Origin of the sequence: Nocardioides albus, assembly GCF_014648255.1 — a bacterium.
Classification (GTDB): Bacteria; Actinomycetota; Actinomycetes; order Propionibacteriales; family Nocardioidaceae; genus Nocardioides; species Nocardioides albus.
This window is the reverse complement of record NZ_BMQT01000009.1, coordinates 261526-280247: the sequence shown is the minus strand read 5'-3', so window position 1 is coordinate 280247 and position 18722 is coordinate 261526. Positions and strand designations below refer to the sequence as shown.

At 69.5% G+C, this 18722-nt stretch carries 15 protein-coding genes; 12 read left to right on the top strand and 3 right to left on the bottom strand.

Annotation, left to right across the window (positions count from 1 at the left end; translation table 11 throughout):
• Positions 1–7: 7 nt before the first annotated feature.
• Positions 8–961 carry a GlxA family transcriptional regulator gene (locus tag IEY84_RS20030; RefSeq protein WP_183546226.1) on the bottom strand — a complete coding sequence of 318 codons (954 nt, stop codon included), beginning with the start codon at positions 959–961 and terminating at the stop codon, positions 8–10.
• A gap of 108 nt (positions 962–1069) precedes the next feature.
• On the opposite strand from IEY84_RS20030, the gene IEY84_RS20025 reads away from it, so the two are divergent.
• The 3 genes from IEY84_RS20025 (at position 1070) to IEY84_RS20015 (ending at position 5669) form a co-directional block, all read left to right on the top strand.
• Positions 1070–1705 carry an isochorismatase family protein gene (locus tag IEY84_RS20025; protein ID WP_183546223.1) on the top strand — a complete coding sequence of 212 codons (636 nt, stop codon included), beginning with the start codon at positions 1070–1072 and terminating at the stop codon, positions 1703–1705.
• 88 nt (positions 1706–1793) lie between these two features.
• Positions 1794–4358, top strand: coding sequence for a helix-turn-helix transcriptional regulator (locus IEY84_RS20020; protein ID WP_183546222.1), 2565 nt, complete (start codon positions 1794–1796; stop codon positions 4356–4358).
• Between the two features lie 324 nt (positions 4359–4682).
• Positions 4683–5669 carry an ArsR/SmtB family transcription factor gene (locus IEY84_RS20015; protein WP_183546220.1) on the top strand — a complete coding sequence of 329 codons (987 nt, stop codon included), beginning with the start codon at positions 4683–4685 and terminating at the stop codon, positions 5667–5669.
• 45 nt (positions 5670–5714) lie between these two features.
• Here IEY84_RS20015 and IEY84_RS20010 read toward each other — a convergent pair whose 3' ends face one another.
• Positions 5715–6632, bottom strand: a complete 918-nt coding sequence (locus IEY84_RS20010; RefSeq protein ID WP_183546218.1) for a LysR family transcriptional regulator — start codon at positions 6630–6632, stop codon at positions 5715–5717.
• Between the two features lie 207 nt (positions 6633–6839).
• Here IEY84_RS20010 and IEY84_RS20005 point away from each other — a divergent pair, with 207 nt between their 5' ends.
• From IEY84_RS20005 to IEY84_RS19965, 9 genes are all read left to right on the top strand, one after another.
• Positions 6840–7949 (top strand): PrpF domain-containing protein, encoded by a 1110-nt coding sequence (locus IEY84_RS20005; RefSeq protein ID WP_183546216.1) that lies wholly within the window; start codon positions 6840–6842, stop codon positions 7947–7949.
• 58 nt (positions 7950–8007) lie between these two features.
• A complete protein-coding gene (locus tag IEY84_RS20000) occupies positions 8008–9207 on the top strand; it encodes a Bug family tripartite tricarboxylate transporter substrate binding protein (RefSeq protein WP_183546214.1) in 1200 nt (399 codons plus the stop codon).
• A gap of 10 nt (positions 9208–9217) precedes the next feature.
• Positions 9218–11281 carry a tripartite tricarboxylate transporter permease gene (locus IEY84_RS19995; protein WP_183546212.1) on the top strand — a complete coding sequence of 688 codons (2064 nt, stop codon included), beginning with the start codon at positions 9218–9220 and terminating at the stop codon, positions 11279–11281.
• Between the two features lie 42 nt (positions 11282–11323).
• Complete coding sequence (locus IEY84_RS19990) at positions 11324–11710, top strand: universal stress protein (RefSeq protein ID WP_183546210.1); 387 nt, start codon at positions 11324–11326, stop codon at positions 11708–11710.
• A gap of 135 nt (positions 11711–11845) precedes the next feature.
• Positions 11846–12691 carry an endonuclease/exonuclease/phosphatase family protein gene (locus tag IEY84_RS19985; protein ID WP_229788863.1) on the top strand — a complete coding sequence of 282 codons (846 nt, stop codon included), beginning with the start codon at positions 11846–11848 and terminating at the stop codon, positions 12689–12691.
• A gap of 84 nt (positions 12692–12775) precedes the next feature.
• On the top strand, positions 12776–14848 hold the full coding sequence (locus tag IEY84_RS19980) for an MMPL family transporter (protein WP_183546206.1): 2073 nt from the start codon (positions 12776–12778) through the stop codon (positions 14846–14848).
• Positions 14845–16092, top strand: a complete 1248-nt coding sequence (locus IEY84_RS19975; RefSeq protein WP_183546204.1) for a sensor histidine kinase — start codon at positions 14845–14847, stop codon at positions 16090–16092. The genes IEY84_RS19980 and IEY84_RS19975 overlap by 4 nt, the downstream gene beginning before the upstream one ends.
• Positions 16089–16709 carry a response regulator gene (locus IEY84_RS19970; protein WP_183546202.1) on the top strand — a complete coding sequence of 207 codons (621 nt, stop codon included), beginning with the start codon at positions 16089–16091 and terminating at the stop codon, positions 16707–16709. Before IEY84_RS19975 ends, IEY84_RS19970 begins: the two co-directional genes overlap by 4 nt.
• A 115-nt stretch (positions 16710–16824) precedes the next feature.
• Complete coding sequence (locus IEY84_RS19965) at positions 16825–17427, top strand: DUF4232 domain-containing protein (protein WP_183546200.1); 603 nt, start codon at positions 16825–16827, stop codon at positions 17425–17427.
• A gap of 28 nt (positions 17428–17455) precedes the next feature.
• Here IEY84_RS19965 and IEY84_RS19960 read toward each other — a convergent pair whose 3' ends face one another.
• Positions 17456–18718, bottom strand: coding sequence for an MFS transporter (locus IEY84_RS19960; RefSeq protein WP_183546198.1), 1263 nt, complete (start codon positions 18716–18718; stop codon positions 17456–17458).
• Positions 18719–18722: the final 4 nt, after the last annotated feature.

Sequence of the window (18722 nt, the reverse complement as noted above, 5' to 3'; positions counted from 1 at the left end):
TCTCGGTCTATGGGTTACCGGGGGCGAACCTCCGACGATAGGACGTCGGCGTCGTCGAGAAGGCTGTGGTGAAGTTCTGCCGGAAGGTCACGACGCTGCTGAAGCCACATGCGCCGGCGATGCGGCTGATCGACCAGGTCGTCGTCTCGAGCAGGCGGCGGGCTTCGTCGAGGCGGCGGGTGAGGACCCAGCGTGCGGGGGTGGTTCCGGTGACCTCGGTGAACCGTCGGGTGAAGTTGCGGCGGCTCATGCCGGCGTGGGCTGCCAGGTCGTCGATGGTGAGCCGCGCGTCGAGGTGGGCCTGGGCCCAGTCGATGGTCGGTCCGAGGTCTCCGACGCCGCCGGCGTCGGGGATGGGGCGGTCGACGTACTGGGCCTGGTCGCCGTCGCGGTGGGGCGCGACGACGAGGTGTCGTGCGACGGTGGCGGCCGCGGCCGAGCCGAGGTGGGAGCGCACGATCGACAGGCAGGCATCGATCGCCGACGCCGTGCCCGCTGAGGTGAGGACGTCGCCGTGGTCGCGGTAGAGCGCTGCCGGCGTGACGGTCACGCCCGGCCGACGGCGAGCGAGCTCGTCGACCGCGCCCCAGTGGGTGACGACGTCCCGGCCGTCGAGGATCCCGCTGTCCACGACCGGGAACGCGCCGAGACACAGGCCTGCGATGCGACTGCCTCGTGCCCACGCGGTATGGATCCGGCCGGCCAGGGTCGCGTCGGTCGGCGGGAGCTGTCCCGGCCAGGACGGCAGGACCACGAGGTCTGCCTCCTCGACGACCTCGGGGCCGGCGACGTCATCGACCCTGAGCCCCTCCGCGGTTCGTACGCCGCGCCCGTCCTCGGTCCACACGACCGGGTCCCAGCCATCGGCGAGCCCCAGGCGGCCGACCTCGCCGAAGACGAGCAGGGGAGCGGCGAGGTGGAACATGGTGATGCCGTCGAAGGCGTACACGACGATGCGCATTCTGGCCCGATCTCATCGAAAGTCGTCATCTGCGCCACTCACGATACCGCCTGCCGGCGAGCCAGAGTGGAGAGGAACGAGAACACCATCGAACCGAGGAGACCCTCTGTGACCACGCCCCGCCGCGCCCTGATCGTCGTCGACGTCCAGCAGGAGTACTTCGACGGGATCCTCCAGATCCAGTCCCCGTCCCGCGAGCAGTCGCTCGCCAACATCCTCACCGCGCTCGATGTGGCCGAGAGCCAGGAGCTGCCGGTGGTCGTCGTACAGCACGAGCTGCCCGAAGGCGCTCCCGTCTTTGCTGTCGACAGCCCCAGCTGGGCCCTGCACCCGGAGATCGAGGCGCGCCTGAAGCCCTCCTGGAAGCGCGTGACCAAGGACAAGAGCAGCGTCTTCGCAGGCACCGACGTCGCCGCCTGGCTGGCTGAGCAAGGCGTCGACACCATCACGATCGTCGGCTTCATGACCAACAACTGCGACATCGCCACGGCGGTCGGTGCCGAGGAGCTCGGACTGACCGCTGAGATCCTCTCCGACGCGACGGGCGCCATCCATCTGGCCAACGAGGCCGGCAAGGTCTCTGCCGACCAGCTGCACCAGACCCTGCTCGTGCTCCTGCACTCGAACTTCGCCGCGGTCGCCAGCACCGAAGCCTGGTCAGAGGCGGTCACTGCCGGGACGACGCTCCCCAAGAGCGACCTCGGCACGTCTGCCGTGCAGGGCCGCGCGGCATTCGCAGGCTGACCAGCTCTTCGGGTCGCCGGCCGGTGACGGTCTGCGTCGCGGGAACGGCGGTTGCGGTTGTGCGGGAAACGAATCGAAGGGCCGTACGATGGGCGCGCGGCCCTCCGGGGCGCGACGACGCAGGTGGGGGCTTTGCGCACTGATGTATGACGGCACGATCAAATCCGACGGAACGTTGGCGCGTCCGCGCCTGCTCGAGCCACTGCTCAGTCTTGACCCCGGCGGTGTCGGGCTGGTCTACGGCCCGCGCGGTAGCGGACGGACGACGGTGATCCGGCAATGGCTCGACAAGTCGGGGCTTCATGCGGTGTGGGTCGACAGTACGACGCAGGTGAGTCGGTCGACGAGGGACTCGATCGCTCCCGACGTCATCGTGGTCGACTACGACGATGTCGCCGTGGATGTCGCGGTGGAGAGTCGGCGAGCGTGGCCGCGCGCCCGGTTGGTGGTCATGACCGGGATCGGATGGCCGGCGGGTCTGCGCGTGGCCGGCGTTCGTCCGGATGCTGTGGTGGCGGGCCGAACGCTCCGTTTCACTCGTGCGGAGGTGCAGGAGTGGGCAGCCCAGCACGGCGTGGAGCTCTCCGATCGCGAAGCCACCGGCATATTGGACGCGACCGCCGGCTATCCCGCGTTCATCGACACCGTGATCCAGGTGCTCGCAGAGCGCGGCAGGTACGATCCGTCGGCTCTCGCGGAAGGTTGCGACCGGGCAGCATCCGACATGTCAGCCGCAGCCTCTGCCGGCGGCGCCCACTGGAGCATGTGGGAGACCCTCCTGCTGACGGGCCACGCGGGCGAGCTCGCCACGTCTGCGTTGGACGTCATGAGCGGTCGCGACTCGTACAGTCCCTACTCGGTTCGGGCGATGCAGGATGCCGAGCTCCTGATCGTCGGCGCAAGGCCGGACACCGTTGGTTTCCCACCCGCGATCCGGGCTGCCATGCGCAGACGCTTCTCAGCGGACCTCACCAGCGATCGCCAGATGGAGCTGGTTCGAGCCGCGATGGGGGCGATGCGCGACCGGGGGTTGCTCGCTGACGCGATCGCAGTCGCTGACGGAGACCGCTTCCGGACAGCCCTGTTCGAGCTGTTGGGTGAGGAATGGCTCCGTCTGGACGACGTCCCCGCGGGGATGATCCGCGACCTGTTCGCCCAGGTCCGCGACGAAGAGGTGTCTGCCGAGCTCTGGATCGTTCGGGCGCGGGCGTTGATCGACACGGCCCAGCGGGACCGCGCGACACCGGTCGCACCACGGGACCGGCAGTTGGCGCAGCGATTCCTCGACCGCGCCGAAAGCCGCCTTGACAAGACGGCGGACTCGGCCAGCCCCCAGCTATCCGTCTCGAGTGAGTCTCGTGCGGACGAGTCCCGCACCATGATCGCTGTCCTGCGTGCCGTCGAGGACCGTTCGGCCGGCCGGCATGAGGAGGCCGAGGCCAGACTCCGGCATTGCCTCGCCAACCCACCGGCGAGCGACCCGGCCAATGCCTTGCTCCACATCCACGCCGGTCTCTCTGTCGCCGCCGCCGACCGACCCGAAGAAGCGCTGGCGATGTTCGCGGAGGCCGTCGCGGCTGCCACGGTCGGAGGTGCGCCGCGGCTCGCTGCCCTCGCCGCCGACTGCGAAGAGCTGATTCAGTGGACCGTCGATGATCCGGGCCTCTGGTGGCGCCACATCGGCGCCACCCGGAATGTTTTGCCAGAACGGGGGTCGGCGATCTCACGGACACTCCAGTTCGTACGTGCACTTCATTCCCTCGACGTGGACGCACTCCGTCAGCTGTTGTCCGAGTCGTCACTGGTGATCGATGATCCGGTAGCGGTGGCCCTGATCGAGATGGAGGCACGTGTCATCGCCCACCAAGCCCTGCAGAGACCGAAAGTCGCCCTTCAGGAGATCGACCTCGCCGAGATCGCACTCCGTGGTCACCCGCTCAGCGTGGCAGAGCAATACCTGATCATCCTCGCTCGTGCTGAGCTGCTCCTCGATGAGGGCGACCCTCATGGTGCACTCGCGCTTCTCGATGCCGCGCCGCCACGCGAGGATCCGATCAATGACGCGTTGTCTCGCGCGCGGGTGCTGCTCGGGCTCGGTCGGTTCGAGGACGTGATCGCGCAGCTACCGGCCACACTCGAGCCGGTGGCCGGTGAACGCGGCCGGTTCGCTGTGCTCGCACATCTGATCCTTGCGCTTGCCCATGCGGGTCTTGGCGACCAGGAGACCTCCGACCGGTGCATCGAGGTGGCGATCGTTACCGGTGCGCGCAATCGCATCGTCTGGCCGTACGTTCGGGTCGGTTCCGAAGGCTTGAGATACGTGCTCGACCGGGCGGCAGGGCTGACGCTTGACGCCGCGTCGATCGCTCATCTGGCGCATCTCGAGACCGTGTGGGAGACCCTGTATGCCCTCGATGCGCCGGTGGATCTGAGCGATCGGGAGCTGGTCGTCCTCGAACGTCTGGCGAACGGCGAGAGCGTGCGCCGGGTGGCGGTCGAGCTCCATGTCTCGCCCAACACGGTGAAGACTCAGCTGCGAACGCTCTATCGCAAGCTGGGCGTCTCGAACCGAGCGGACGCGATCCGTACGGCTCGGTTGCGTGGTCTGCTGGTCGGTAAGCCGCAAGAAGAGTCTGATCTGCCGACGGTATGAGCACCGCCGTCTCGCGGCGTTCGACCAGCTCGTGATCCGTCCTCGGGCGGCACGTTTCGAGAATGGTTGAAGTGTTTGGACCCACGGTCTCGACCGGGGAGTCTTCCGGTGTCGGCTCCAGTGGGGTACGTGGCTCAGCCATGGCCCATGACGGAGATCGATGTTGGGGGGACGGCGTCGCGGTCCCGTGGCATCCGGGGGGAACCGGGGACCGCGACGCCGCATCGACCGTCGAGGCGGTTTGTGCCGGTTTGTCGTCGAGAAGACGTATCTCACATCGTCAGCGCCCAGGATCGGCTGGTCGTATCCACTGATAATGGTGGCGTGCTGTCCATCGATCTTGCTGGGCTCGAGTCGATTCGACTGACCATGGCCCGGCACCCGTTCACGAGCGTCTCGATGCAGCTCCTCGACGCCGTCGGGTTCAACCCGACAGGCATGAATGGCGAATGGAAGCGGGAGATCCTCGACCAGATCCCTCGCAGCTCGGTCCGCGTGCTGGAACCATGGCGCCGCTTCACGCCTGCGACCTTCGCGGAGCCGGCGGGGCCGCGGCAGCACACGATCGAGGAGTGTTTGGAGATCCTCCGCGAGGACACCGGCGAGCTCGTTCCAGCACTGCTCAAGGCCGTCATCGGCACCGACCTGCCGCCGTTGCTGGCCGACCTCGAGCAGCGTCCCACCGTCCATCTGCGTCGGAGCTGGGAGGTGCTCGGCAAGGCGTCTTCACTCACCAAGCGGCTGTGGCCCGAGGCGTCGTCCCTGCTTGCTCGTGAAGAGCGCTCCATCTCGACGGCCACGACCGTCGAGGCGAGGATGGCGCTCCTTCTCGGCCGCGTGCTCGGTAGCAGGATCCAGGGTCGCACGCTCTACATCCCGTGGACCTCGGCAGCACCCCAGCCGCGCGATCTCCCCGTCTTCGGGCTGGCCGATCGCGTCGAGATGGTGCCCAGCCTCGCGGGGCCTCGAACCGCGGGAATCATGTTCGACGATGACGACGGCCTGCGTGTGCACCGGATCACCTACCCGCTCCCGGGGTTCAACGACCGGATCGACCATGACGGCCGTGTCCGGCCAGACCTCCTCGCCGAGCTGGTCGGTGATGTCCGAGCCGACCTGCTTCGCGCCCTCACGCGGCCGACGGCGATGAGTGACCTGGCAGCTCTGCTCGATCTCGCGCCCAGCCTCATCACGTTCCATCGCGACCACCTCGAGGCTGCCGGTCTGGTCACCCGAGAGCGCGTGGCTCGAAAGGTCTTCGTGTCGAGAACCGACCGCGGCCATTCCCTCGTGGATCTGATGGGCGGCTAGTCCGGATCGCCGGCGCCTCGCGGTGCCGGTCCTGCCCGGCCTGGGTCACGCGTAGGTCGCAGACGTCTCGATGAGTACATCGTGCAGGGCGAGCTCAGCGGCGCTACGGACCCGACCGGTGCGGTGGGCGACGAGGACGCGCCTCGGGGGAGCGGTGTCGCCCAAGGAGACCACGCGCACGTCGGGATGCTGGTTGACCGTGGCGGTCCTCGGGGCGAGAGCGATGCCGAGCCCGACGCTCACCATGGCCTGGGCTTCCTGATAGTCGTTCGCCTGGAACGCGATGGTCGGCGTGAACCCGGCGGCGACGGCACTGCGCTGCAGGACCTCGACGACGGGGTGGCCACCAGCGCGGATGATCCACGCCTCGTCGGCGAGGTCGGCCATCCGTACCCTGCGACGGCGGGCCAGCCGGTGCGTTGAGCCGACGAGCAGCACCGTGGGGTCGCTGAAGAGCTCTGCCAGGACGATCTCGTCGTTGTCGATCCGATCCCACGAGTAGTCCCACAGGAGCGACATCGAGACCTTGCCCTCTTCCAGCATGCGTACCAAGTCGTCCTCCCGTCCGCTGTGGATGGTCATCGCGATGTTGGGGTAGAGCTCGCGATAGCGGCGGACCGCGAGCGGCAGGAACGAGCTGCCCACTGTGGGAAAAGCTCCCAGCGTGACGCTGCCGCGGCGAACTCCGGCGATGTCCGCGAGATCCGACTCGGCGGCGGCCAGCTGGCGCAGGACCTTACGGGCGTGCGTGGCGAGCACGAGGCCCGCATCTGTCGGTGTCATGCCCCGGGCATGACGGTCGAGGAGCGGCTGGCCGGCTTCGCGCTCGAGCCTCAGGAGCTGCTGGGAGATCGCCGATGGCGTGTAGCCCAGCGCGGTGGCGGCGCTGGTCACGGATCCTTCCTCCACGATCGCCAACAGGATCTGCAGCCGTTTGATGTCGAGCACGGCTCCAGTCTCCATGAAGATCTTCTACATGGCTATGTAGGGGCGTGCAGTACTGCTTCAGCGGCGGCGACACGCGGCCGCGCGCGCAGGCGGTTCCCGAGCGCCTCCGATGCATGCAGTTTTGCTACATGATCATGTTCCATCTCGTGATTGTGCTACAAGTCACGCGGCTCCAGTCTGTGTAGGTCCGGAAAGCCCGGACGGCTCGGCTCAGGAGGCAATATGCGCGAGATCGCCGCGACATGGATGCGGGGTGGCACCAGCAAGTGCTGGGTCTTCCGTCGCGACGACCTGCAGGTCCCGGACCTGTCCGTCGACGAGGTGCTGCTGCGGATCTACGGCAGCCCTGACCACCGCCAGGTCGATGGCGTCGGCGGCGGTACGTCGACCACGAGCAAGGCGGTCATCCTCGCGCCCTCGGCGGCATCCGGGGTGGATGTGGAGTACACCTTCGCCCAGATCGGCATCGAGGAGGCCAAGGTCGACTGGGGGAGCAACTGCGGAAACTGCTCCGCGGTGGTCGCGTCGTTCGCGATCCGCGAGGGATGGGTACGCACCGGGGCGCCGGAGACTGCCGTCCGGGTGCTCAACACCAACACCGACCAGCTCATCCTCCAGCGCGTTCCGACCCCCGGAGGCGTGCTCGACGAGGACGCATCCGAGACCATCCCCGGGGTTCCCTTCCTGGGCGCTCCGGTGCGGATGGGCTTCGTCGACCCGGCTGGCCGCAGCACCGGACGGCTCTTCCCCACAGGGCACCAGCGTGACGCCCTGTCCGAGTCCGTCGGGGGCGTGGTCGTCACACTGGTCGACGCCGGCGCCCCGGTCGTCGCCGCCCGCGCCGCCGACTTCGGTGTGCGCGGTGACGAGGACATCGCCGAGCTCGACGCGGTGCCCGGGCTTCTCGCCCGTCTCGATGCCGTACGCCGGGAGGCGGGTGTCCTGATGGGGCTCGCGCCGACCCCGGAGGCCGTCGCTCGGGCCGTTCCGAAGCTCGCTCTGGTCGCCGCCTCCGATCCAGCGAGCGAGGAATGGGCCGATCTGAGTGTCCGCATGCTGTCGATGGGGCGCTTCCATCCGGCAGTCCCGGTGACCGGCTCGGTGGCGCTCACGCTGGCCGCCGATGCGCCCGGAACAGTGGTCCACGACCTCGTCCCCGAACGGCGGTCCGCCACCGGCCTGCGGCTCGGCACGCCCGCGGGCAGCGTCAGCACCTTCGCCGAGGAGCACAACGGCGTCCCCGTCGTCGGCGTCGTACGCACCTACCGCCGACTCGCCCACGGATCCGTCGTGCTGCCGGAACCGCCGCTGCTGCCGTCCGCATCGGCTTGACCATCTGACCTCTTGACACGGGATGCCCGTGTGAGGCTCGCTTCACCTGGAGGAACTCATGACCCAGCACGTCGAAGAAGAGGACGTGGCCACGACCGCCGATGCGGAGGCCGGCGCCACGCAGGATCCGCCGGAACGTGCCGCGCCGACCCCGCGACTCGCCGGCGCCGTACTGGCAGGCTTCACCGCGCTGGCGGTGGGCGTCTCCGTCCTGGGCGGGGACTTCTTGAACCCGGCCGCCTCCACGGCCGATGGCGACTACTCGGGTGAGACCGTCGAGATGATGATCCCGCTGGCCGAGGGCGGCGGCACGGACACCTGGGCGCGGTTCGTCGGAGCCGAGCTGACCGAGGCGGTCCCGGGATCACCCGGCCTGGCTCCGGTCAACGACGACGGCGGTGAGGGCATCGTCGGAACCAACCACTTCATGACCTCGGCGAAGACCGATGGAACCGAGGTGCTGGTCAGCACGGCATCGACGGTGGTGCCCTACCTCCTCGACATGCCGGCGGTGAGATACGACTTCAACAAGCTGCGACCCGTCCTGGCCAACGGCACCGGGGCAGTCGTCTACGCCCGGACCGGTGCCGGCGTACGCGGGGTCGAAGACCTCGTCGACCGGGACGAGCCGCTCATCTTCGGCGGCATCGCGGCGACCAGTCTCGACCTCACCACGATGCTGGCCTTCGACCTCCTCTCGGCCGACATCGACTCGACCTTCGGCTTCGAGGGCCGCGGCCCGGTCAACCTCGCGCTCCAGCGCGGCGAGGTCGACATCGACTACCAGACGACCTCGTCGTACGAGCCCGCGGTCGAGCCGCTCGTCGAGGACGGCACCGCGGTGCCGCTCTTCTCGCTGGGGCAGGTGAACGAGGACGGCGAGATCGTGCGCGATCCCAACTTCCCGGACCTGCCGACCGTCGTCGAGGCGTACGAGAAGCTCCATGGCAAGCAGCCGGACCCCGAGGCGCTGGAGACCTACCGCGCCATCCTGGCGCTGACCTACACCTACCAGAAGGCGCTCTGGGTGCCTGAGGACACACCGGACGAGGCGGTCGAGCTGCTGCGCTCCACGGCCGACGAGATGGGTGCCGATCCCGCGTTCCAGAAGTCCGCCGCCGAGGTGCTCGGCGGCTACCCGCTCGACGCCTCAGCCGACCTCCCCGAGCGGATCGGCGAGGCGTACCAGGTGGACGAGAGCGTCCGTCAAGACGTCCTCGAGCTGCTCGAGACCGACTACGACATCACGATCGACTGAGGGCAGACACATGACTGACGCAGCCTTCTCGGCTTTGGCCTCTCTGGCCGATCCCTCGCTTCTCATGATGCTCGCCGTCGGCGTGGTCGCCGGCCTGGTCATCGGCCTGATCCCGGGTCTCGGTGGCACGGGCGCGGTGGCGATCCTCCTCCCGGTCACGTTCGGCATGGAACCCGAGCCCGCACTCGCGATGCTCATCGGAGCACTCGCCGTGGTGCACACCTCTGACACGGTCGCCGCCGTCCTGCTGGGCGCACCCGGCTCCGCCTCCGCCAGCGTGACGATGCTCGACGGCTACTCCATGGCGCGACAAGGACAGGCCAAACGCGCCTTGTCCCTCGCCTTCCTCTCCTCGATGGCCGGCGGCCTGATCGGAGCGGTAGGACTCACGCTCGCCATCCCGCTGGCCCGGCCCCTGGTGCTGTCTTTCGGCAGCCCGGAGCTCTTCATGCTGACCATCCTCGGGGTCTCGCTCGCCGCCGTCCTCTCGCGCGGCAACGTCGTCAAGGGCCTGACCGCCGGCCTGCTCGGGATCCTGCTCGGACTCGTCGGCACCTCGCCCACCACGGCCGAGGAGCGGTTCTCCTTCGGGTCGCTGTTCCTCAGCGACGGCATCTCGCTGGTCGCCGTCGCGCTGGGTGTCTTCGGGCTCGCCGAGATCGCCAGCCGGGTCGGCCAGCGACGAGTCACCGAGAAGCCGGTGGAGCTCATCGGCGGCTGGGGAGCCGGCATCCGCGAGTGGCTGACCCACTGGACACACGTCATCCGCGGTGCGCTGATCGGCATCTGGGCCGGCGTGCTCCCCGGGGTCGGCGCCACCGCCGGCACCTGGCTCGCCTACGGGCAGGCGGTCGCCACCGCCAAGGACAAGCGGAAGTTCGGCAAGGGTGACCCTCGCGGCATCGTCGGTCCGGAGAGTGCCAACAACTCCGTCGAGGCCGGCGACCTGATCCCGACCTTCCTCTTCGGCATCCCCGGCGGCGTCCCGTCGGCGATGCTGCTCGGGATGCTGCTGACGTACGGCATCCAGCCGGGCCCCGCGATCGTCACCGAACACCTCGACCTGATGTACCTCATCGTCTGGGCCTTCGCGATCGCCTCCGTCGCCGGCGCCTTCCTCTGCTTCCTGGCGACAGGGTCTCTCGCCAAGCTCACCAAGGTGCCGTTCGCCGTGCTCGGGCCGGGCCTTCTCGTGATCATGCTCTTGGGCGCATTCCAAGAAGGTGGCCAGATCGGAGACCTGTGGGTGATGGTCGCGCTCGGTGTGGTCGGCTTCTTCCTCAAGGCCACCGGGATGCCGCGGGCTCCGTTCCTGATCGGCTTCGTCCTGGCCATCCCGATGGAGCGCTACTACTACCTGACCGCCAGCCTGTACGACGGTGCCTCCTGGGTCGCGCGACCCGGTGTGCTGATCTTCGCTGCGCTGCTGGTCGTGCCGGTGCTGTGGGCCGTGGTCAAGCGGCTTCGGAAGGCCACCGGTGCGGTTGACGACGGTCACCGGGACGAGCACGAGAACGATGACAAGGACGGCGACGAGCTGGAGGGTTCGCTGGCGCGTACGCCCTGGTCCCTCGGGGTCGCGGTCATCGCGGTCCTGGTCTTCGCAGGAGCGTTCTGGGTGAGCGGGTCGTTCTCCGCGGAGGCGCGACTGATGCCTCGCCTCGTGGCGCTGGGCGGCCTGGCCGTGGCGGCTGTCCTGACCTGGCAGGAGCTCCGGGTGCGGCCGCGGGGGTCCCGGCGAGACCACAGCGGAGTCGTCGACGAGCCGACTGGTTCGTCCGGGGCGACCATGCTCGCCACTCGCGTGGAGCCGAGAATCGATGCCCGGTCCCTGGCTCGCCGCCAGGACCTGATGATCGCGGTGCGGACCTTCGCAGCGATGGCGGCGTTCCTGGTCCTCGTCATGGCCGGCGGTTATGTCGCGGCGACCCTGGTCTTCACGCCCTTGTTCCTCCTTTACGCAGCCCGCGTCCGCCCACGCACGGCGATCATCTACACCCTCGTGCTCAGCGCGGTCCTGGTGGCGCTGCCCTCGCTGTTGCCGGTCGACCTGCCCCTGGGTCTGCTGCAGTGACCAGGCCTTCTGCCCATGTTCGCTTCACCGAAAGGAACACCGATGACCATCGTCGTCGCCTATGCAGACACCCCGCCCGGACACGCAGCTGTCACGGCCGCGGTCGCTGAGTCCCGGGAGGAGGAGACGGTGGTTCTCGTCGCAGCAGTACGGGACGAGCAGGTTCCCGAGATCGACGAGATCGCAGCTCGATGGCCGGATCTCGCCGGCCGGGTCGTGATCGAGCACGGAGACCTCGGTGACCCCAGCGACACCGTCATCCAGGTGGCCCAGCGGCTCGACTCGCGCCTGATCGTCGTGGGTCTCCGTGCCCGGACGCCGGTCGGCAAGCTGGTCTTCGGCAGCACCGCTCAGCGGATTCTGCTCGACGCCACCTGCCCTGTGCTGGCCGTAAAGCCGAGCGCCGTGGATCGGGCGGTGCCATCATGACGGCACGGGCCGCACCCGGGTGGCCCGATGTTCCGGCGTCGTTCGTCTCGGTGCCGTCGGGGTGACCGGTGGCGGCCGTAGCGTTCGGGCTTCGGTCTCTGACGGAGAGTGAGTCACCCCATGCCACATCGTCTGTTGTCAGCGCTTCTGCTTCCGCTTCTACTCCTGGGTTCGGTGTCGTTGGCGGTGCCCGCGCCGGCCGCCGCCGACGATGCTGACGCCGCCGACGGCGCCGACGGCGCACGGGTCGTCGACGTCATGACGTTCAACGTCCACCACGCCCAAGGCACCGACGCCGTGCTCGACCTCCAGCGGATCGCGGACGTCATCGAGAACAGCGGGGCCGACGTGGTCGGGCTCCAGGAGGTCGACCGGCACTACTCCGCACGCAGCGGCTGGGTCGACCAGCCGGCGGCGCTGGCGCGTCTGCTGGGCTGGCACTCGGCGTACGGCGCGAACCTCGACGCCCCGCCGCCGGCCGGGCAGACCGAGCGCAGCCAGTACGGCACCGCCGTGCTCTCCCGCTACCCGATCGTCTCGAGCGAGAACACCCATCTCTACAACGCCGACGGCAAGGAGCAGCGAGGGCTGCTCCGCGCGACGATCGATGTACGCGGCCAGCGACTCGACTTCTACTCGACCCACCTGGAGCACAGCTCCCAGGACATCCGGCAGCACCAGACCACCGAGATCGTCGACCTGGTCGACGAGGCGGACCCGGCGATCGTGGTCGGCGACTTCAACGCCTACCCCGACGCTCCCGAGATCGCCACGCTGACCGCGGCGTTCGACGACGCGTGGGAGGTCGCCGGCCGCGGGGACGGCTTCACCTACCCTGCCGAGGAGCCGCACGGCCGCATCGACAACCTCTACGTCACCGATCGCGTGCGCCCGGTCACCGCCGAGGTCGTCATGGCCGATCCGGTCGCCTCCGACCACCTCCCGGTCGTCAGCCGCGTCGTGATCGGGCCGCAGGAGTGACCAGCGGCATCATCCATTTGGTTGAGGCCTGATTCAGTCTTGCTCGCGATGATCTGAGACGCCGCGACTGGTGGAGTTGCAGGCATGGCAGATTCACTGGTTCATGCGCGCTCGACCGCCCGCCCACATCTCGCAGACAGGTTGACCTCGCGTCGCGGAGCGTGGCTGGCGCTCGGGCTCGCGGTGATGGTGATGGGCTCGCTCTTCGGGCTTCTCAGCGGGGTCGAGCCGCAGAACCAGTCCGGGCAGGCGCCGGTGGACTCGGAGTCGACGCAGGTGAGCCGGCTCCTCGAGGAGTTCCCCGACGCGGACCGCCAGTCGGCGCTCGTCGTGGCTTCGCGAGACGACGGTGGCGAGCTCTCCGAGGCCGATCTCGAAGGCCTTGGAGAGCTCGTCCCGGTGATCGGCGAGACCGGTGCCACCGCGCCGATGGTCAGCGAGGACGGGAGAGCGGCGGTCCTGGCTGCCCCGATCACGGTCGGCGCCGACGACGCCGAGACGGCGGCGGCGATCAAGGCGCTGCGTACCGACATCGCGGCGTCGGCTCCGGACAGGCTCACCCTGCAGGTGACGGGTGGTCCCGCCTTCGGTGCCGACATGGCCGCCTCGTTCGAGGGCGCTGATGTCACCCTGTTGCTGGTGACGATCCTGATCGTCGCGGTCCTGCTCGTCATCACCTACCGCTCGCCGGTGCTGTGGCTGGTCCCGCTGATCGTGGTCGCGCTCGCCGACGGGCTGGCCGCGCGGGTCACCGCTGGCGCCGGGGTGCTGTGGAACCTCGACTTCGACGCGGGCATCATCAGCGTGCTCGTGTTCGGCGCGGGCACGAACTACGCCCTCCTGCTGATCTCCCGATACCGCGAGGAGCTGGGGGAGACCGACGACGACCGAGCGGCATTGAGCCGGGCCTGGCGGAAGACGGTGCCGGCGGTGGTCGCCTCGAACGTGACAGTGGTGCTCGCCCTGCTGGCCCTCGTCTTCGCCACGATCCCGATGACCCGTGGGCTGGGGATCCCGGCTGCGATCGGTCTCCTGATCGCTGTCGCCGCGGTGCTGTTCGTGCTGCCGCCATTCCTGGCGGTGTGCGGTCGCAGGCTGTTCTGGCCGTTCATCCCTCGTCCTGGCGAGGCCCGGAGCCAGGGACGTACGTGGCGTGCGGTCGCATCCCGGGTGGCGAAGCGTCCGGCGATCAGCCTGATCGGTGGGCTCGCGCTGCTCGCGGTGATGGCCACGGGGCTGTTCGGCACCTCGGTCGGGCTCGACCAGGTCGAGAGGTTCCGGGTGCAGTCCGAGTCGGCTGCCGGTCTGGAGAAGATGTCGGCCCACTTCCCGCCGGGGGAGGCCCAGCCGGTGTACGTCATCGCCGACACCTCGGCGGCCGACCAGGTGGTCGCGGCCGTGGGAGAGATCGAGGGCGTGGTGCGTGCCCGTCCGGCCGGGACGACGGACGACGGCTCCATCACGAAGATCGCGGTGACCAGCGCCTACTCGCCCGGGACCGAGCAGAGCCTCGACCAGATCACCGAGCTCCGCGACGCCGTCCATCCGATCGCGGGCGCGGAGGCGAAGGTCGGCGGTGCGGTCGCCACCGAGCTGGACGCGCGAGACGGAGGCGAGCGCGACCTGCTGCTGGTCGCACCGCTGGTGCTCGCGGTGAGCTTCCTGGTGCTCCTCGTGCTGCTGCGTTCGCTGGTCGCTCCGGCGCTGCTGCTCCTGGTGAACCTCGCCAGCGCGGTCGCCGCGATCGGGGCCGGTGCCTGGCTGAGCCGGATCGTCTTCGACCGGCAGGAGCTCGACCTGCAGGTGCCGATCCTGGCCTTCCTGTTCCTGGTCGCGCTGGGGATCGACTACACGATCTTCCTCGTCCACCGGGCGCGCGCGGACGCGACGAGGCTGGGCACCCGGGCGGGCATGGTCGAGGCGGTCGCCCACACCGGCAACGTGATCACCAGCGCCGGGATCGTGCTGGCCGCCGTGTTCGCCGCGCTCGGGGTGCTCCCGTTGGTCACCCTCGGACAGCTGGGCCTCATCGTCGGTGTGGGCGTCGTCGTGGACACTCTGGTGGTGCGTACGGTGATCGTGCCGGCGATCTTCAGCCTGGTCGGCGACCGTATCTGGTGGCCGGGACGCCTGCAGGAGGGCGAGTTGAACCCATGAGTGTCGTACACGCGCCGCTGTGGCGGCCCGGATCCTCGGACTCGGCTCCGGCCGGTCTGACGGTGCGGGCGATGGAGATCGGGCAGCACGTCATCGCGGTCGTGCTGACGGCGATCGGCGTCGCTCGTGCCGTCGGCGACGGCGTCGCGGTTCCCGCTGCGGTCGTCTCCGGGCTCGCGATCCTGCTGTGGCACACCGCCGGAACGATCCTGCCGCGTCGGACACGCTGGCGCCGTCTCCCGGTGTGGTGGCTGGTCGGGTTCGCGGCCATCTGGACAGCCGCGGTGGCGGTCTCGGCCGAGTTCGTCTGGCTCGCCTTCCTGCTGTGGCTGCTCGCCGGTCACCTGCTGCCGCTGCGATGGGGCCTGCTCTTCTCGGCGCTCGTCCTCGCGGTCGTGATCGTCGCCCCGGTCCTGGGCCGTGGCACGACCAGCTATGCCGACGTGTTCGGGCCGGTCATCGGCGGCGTCTTTGCCTTCGGCATCTCCCGCGGCTACCTGCAGCTCCTCCGGGACGCCGCCGAGCGTGAGCGGCTGGTGACCTCCCTGCGGAGCGCGCAGCAGGAGATGGCCGAGCTCCAGGACGAGCTCGCGCTCGCACAGCGGCACTCCGGCGCGGTCGCCGAGCGCACCCGGATCTCCCGGGACATCCACGACACCATCGCCCAGGCGCTCTCCTCGATCCGGCTCCTCACTCACGCCGGACGCAACCGCACCACGGACCCGGAGTCGTCGCGCACGTTCGCGCAGGTCGAGGCGCTGGCGGGCGACAGTCTCGCGGACGTACGCCGGATCGTCGAGGCCCTGGCGCCGGCCGAGCTCGAGGACGCCGCCCTCACCTCGGCGCTTCGGCGGATGCTCGACCGCACCCACGAGGAGGCCGGGCTGCACGTCGAGCTCCATGTCGACGACACGCTCCCGCTGCTGCGGACCGAGGTCGAGGTCGCGCTGCTCCGCACCGCGCAGTCAGCGCTCGCCAACGTACGTCTCCACGCCGGTGCGACCCGGGCCGTCGTCACGCTGACCGACGACCATGACTCCGTGCGCCTGGACATCAGCGACGACGGTGCCGGCTTCGACGTCGCCGCCTGGGAGCGGGAGGCCGGGGCCGGATCCTCCAGCTACGGCCTACGCTTCATGCGGGCGCGCCTGCGGGAGCTCGGTGGTGGCCTCGACGTCGAGAGCACGCTCGGGGAAGGCACTGCGGTCTCGGCCCACCTGCCGATCCATGGGGAGAAGTCATGACGACCACCGTGCTCCTCGTCGACGACCACCCGGTCGTACGCAGCGGCCTGCGTGCCGTGATCGAGGCAGGCGACGCGCTGACGGTCGTCGGTGAGGCCGCCACCGGCGAAGAGGCGATCACCTTCGCCGGTCACCTTCACCCCGACGTCGTGCTGTGCGACCTGCGCCTCGGGAGCGGGATCGACGGCATCCGGACCACGATCGCGCTGCGCGCCCTCGAACCGGCGCCGGCCGTGCTGATCCTGACCACCTTCGACCGCGACGCCGAGGTGCTCGGTGCGATCGAGGCGGGTGCCGCCGGCTACCTCCTCAAGGACGTCGACCCTGAGGTCATCGTCCAGGGCATCCACCGCGCCGCCGCCGGCGACATGGTCCTCGCTCCGGACCTGGCCGCCCGGGTGCTCAAGGGCATGCGCAGCCCGCTGCCGAAGCTCACCGATCGCGAGATCGAGGTGCTGCGGCACCTCGCCAGGGGCGCGACCAACAAGGAGATCGCGCGCACGCTCTTCGTCACCGAGGCCACCGTGAAGAGCCACCTCGCGCACATCTTCGCCAAGCTCGACGTCGACAGCCGGTCCCGGGCCATCCACGTCGCGCAGGAGACCGGTCTGATCTGACCCGACGTCGACGCCGACCAGCTCGGCTACGTAAAGGAAAGCGCCCGGGCTGTATAGATTCAGGGCCCCGGACATCCAGCGAGCCTCCGCTCGCCAGACCATGACAAGAGAGCAGATGCCCACCAGTTTCCGGCACCGTATCGCGCCGCTCGTCCTCGCCACCGCCACCACCGCGCTCGCTGCATCGGCGTGCTCCTCCGAGACCGCCGACGACGGGGGTGAGCAGAGCAGCCCGCGCCCATCGACGGAGCCGGCCACTGAGGCGACGACCGAGCCGACCACCGAGCCCGACCAGGATTCCGAGGAGTCCGGCGGGGTGTGCGCCACCGGCGACCTGTCCTTCACGGTCTCCGAGGAGTCCCAGGCGGGTGGGTACTACCTGATCACGGCGAGCGCCGAGCCCGGCGTGACCTGCACCCTGGAGGGCAGGACGATCGAGGCCGGCTTCGGCTCGGGCCTCTCCGGCGACGTGAAGCCCAGCGAGCAGGCGGAGGGCGAGCCGATCACGATGACCGGCTCGACCAAGGCGTACGCCGGGGTGAACCCACACAGCGGACCGCAGGAGGGTGGCGTGCAGTTCGAGGAGATCATCGTCTCCGCGCACGAGGGCGACATGGACCCCGTGTCCCTGAAGCTGCCGAGCCCAGCGGAGGTCGACCAGCCGATCGGCACCAACTGGCACACCGACGCCGCGAAGGCGGTTCCGTTCTCCAGCTGATCCTGAGCCTCCTGATCGACGTGGTCGCCTACTCGGCGGCCACGTCGACCGGTTCCCGGAGGGTCTCGGCCTGCGGGGCGGCGCCGTCCTCCGCCTCGGTGAGCAGGAAACGAAGCCTGGTCAGTACGAGACCGGCCGTGAGGGTTCCGCCGATCACGACGAGAGCCCACAGATGCCCGAGTCCGCTGCCGATGAGGGTCCCGGCCAGCGCAGGACCGAGGATCTGGCCGAGGGTCAGGGTGAGGCCGAGGGAAGCGTTGTAGCGGCCCCGGAGGTGGTCGGGGGCGATGGTGTTCGCCAGACCGGTCACGATCGGCGCCCACAGCGTCTCCCCGAGCCCGAAGATCGCGAGGCCGATCACCACTGCGGCGATCGCGCCGGCGGTCGGCATCAGGTCCGCGGCGGCCAGCACGGTCCAGGACAGCGACCAGGTCAGGACGGCGCAGGCGAGCGCGGACGTACGCCGCCATCCGGAGGTGAGTCGCAGCAGGATCACCTGCCCGCAGACGATGACGGCGGCGTTCGCTGCGAAGGCCCAGCCCAGTGCCGTCGCCGGCACTCCGGCCACGTCCACGGCATAGGCGGTCGCACCTGCCTCGAGCTGTCCGTAGCCGAAGGTCACCGCGAGCACGCCGCAGCCGACCAGCGCCACCGCTCGCCGGTCGCGCAGCACCTCGCCCCAGGTCCCGCCAGTGCCTTCTTGGTCCGCGCCGTCTTCGGTCGAGGCAGGGGAGCGGACAAGGAACACCAGCACCGCCGCGTAGGCCAGATAGGCGAGCGCGTCACACAGGTAGAGCACCTGGAAGGTCTCGGCGCGGTCGACATCGACGAGGAATGCGCTGACCAGGCCACCGACGCCGATGCCGACGTTCAGGCCGAGGAAGGCGAAGCCGTACGCCCGCTCGCGGCCGTCGACGGGGACCATCGCTGCCAGCAGGGTCGTCGTGCCGGGCCAGAGGGGAGAGGCACCCACCACCACGCCGGCCAGCACCGCCATCGTCGGCACGGTGCCGTCGACGAAGCCGAGCGAGCCTATGGATACGGCCTCCACGGCCAAGGCCCCGACCAGCACCGGACGCGGCCCGAAGCGGTCGAGGAGGGCGCCGACGCCAGGGGCGGCGGCCAGGCCGATCAGACCCATCCAGGCGAACATCCAGCCCGCGGTCGATGACCCGAGGTCCTGCACCTGGGCCATGTAGACGTAGAGGAACGGCAGGGTGAGGCCGTTGCCGAGAGAGGCGAGGGCGAAGCCTGCGAGCACTCGGCGGGCCTGGCTGGGGGAGTGGGGCACGGGT

Excerpts from the sequence above, each read along its gene's own strand:
- IEY84_RS19990 (WP_183546210.1), top strand. The coding sequence starts at position 11,324 with ATGACCATCGTCGTCGCCTATGCAGACACCCCGCCCGGACACGCAGCT.
- IEY84_RS20030 (WP_183546226.1), bottom strand. The coding sequence starts at position 961 with ATGCGCATCGTCGTGTACGCCTTCGACGGCATCACCATGTTCCACCTC.
- IEY84_RS19975 (WP_183546204.1), top strand. The coding sequence starts at position 14,845 with ATGAGTGTCGTACACGCGCCGCTGTGGCGGCCCGGATCCTCGGACTCG.
- IEY84_RS20005 (WP_183546216.1), top strand. The coding sequence starts at position 6,840 with ATGCGCGAGATCGCCGCGACATGGATGCGGGGTGGCACCAGCAAGTGC.
- IEY84_RS19995 (WP_183546212.1), top strand. The coding sequence starts at position 9,218 with ATGACTGACGCAGCCTTCTCGGCTTTGGCCTCTCTGGCCGATCCCTCG.
- IEY84_RS19970 (WP_183546202.1), top strand. The coding sequence starts at position 16,089 with ATGACGACCACCGTGCTCCTCGTCGACGACCACCCGGTCGTACGCAGC.
- IEY84_RS20000 (WP_183546214.1), top strand. The coding sequence starts at position 8,008 with ATGACCCAGCACGTCGAAGAAGAGGACGTGGCCACGACCGCCGATGCG.
- IEY84_RS20020 (WP_183546222.1), top strand. The coding sequence starts at position 1,794 with ATGGGCGCGCGGCCCTCCGGGGCGCGACGACGCAGGTGGGGGCTTTGC.
- IEY84_RS20010 (WP_183546218.1), bottom strand. The coding sequence starts at position 6,632 with ATGGAGACTGGAGCCGTGCTCGACATCAAACGGCTGCAGATCCTGTTG.
- IEY84_RS19980 (WP_183546206.1), top strand. The coding sequence starts at position 12,776 with ATGGCAGATTCACTGGTTCATGCGCGCTCGACCGCCCGCCCACATCTC.
- IEY84_RS19965 (WP_183546200.1), top strand. The coding sequence starts at position 16,825 with ATGCCCACCAGTTTCCGGCACCGTATCGCGCCGCTCGTCCTCGCCACC.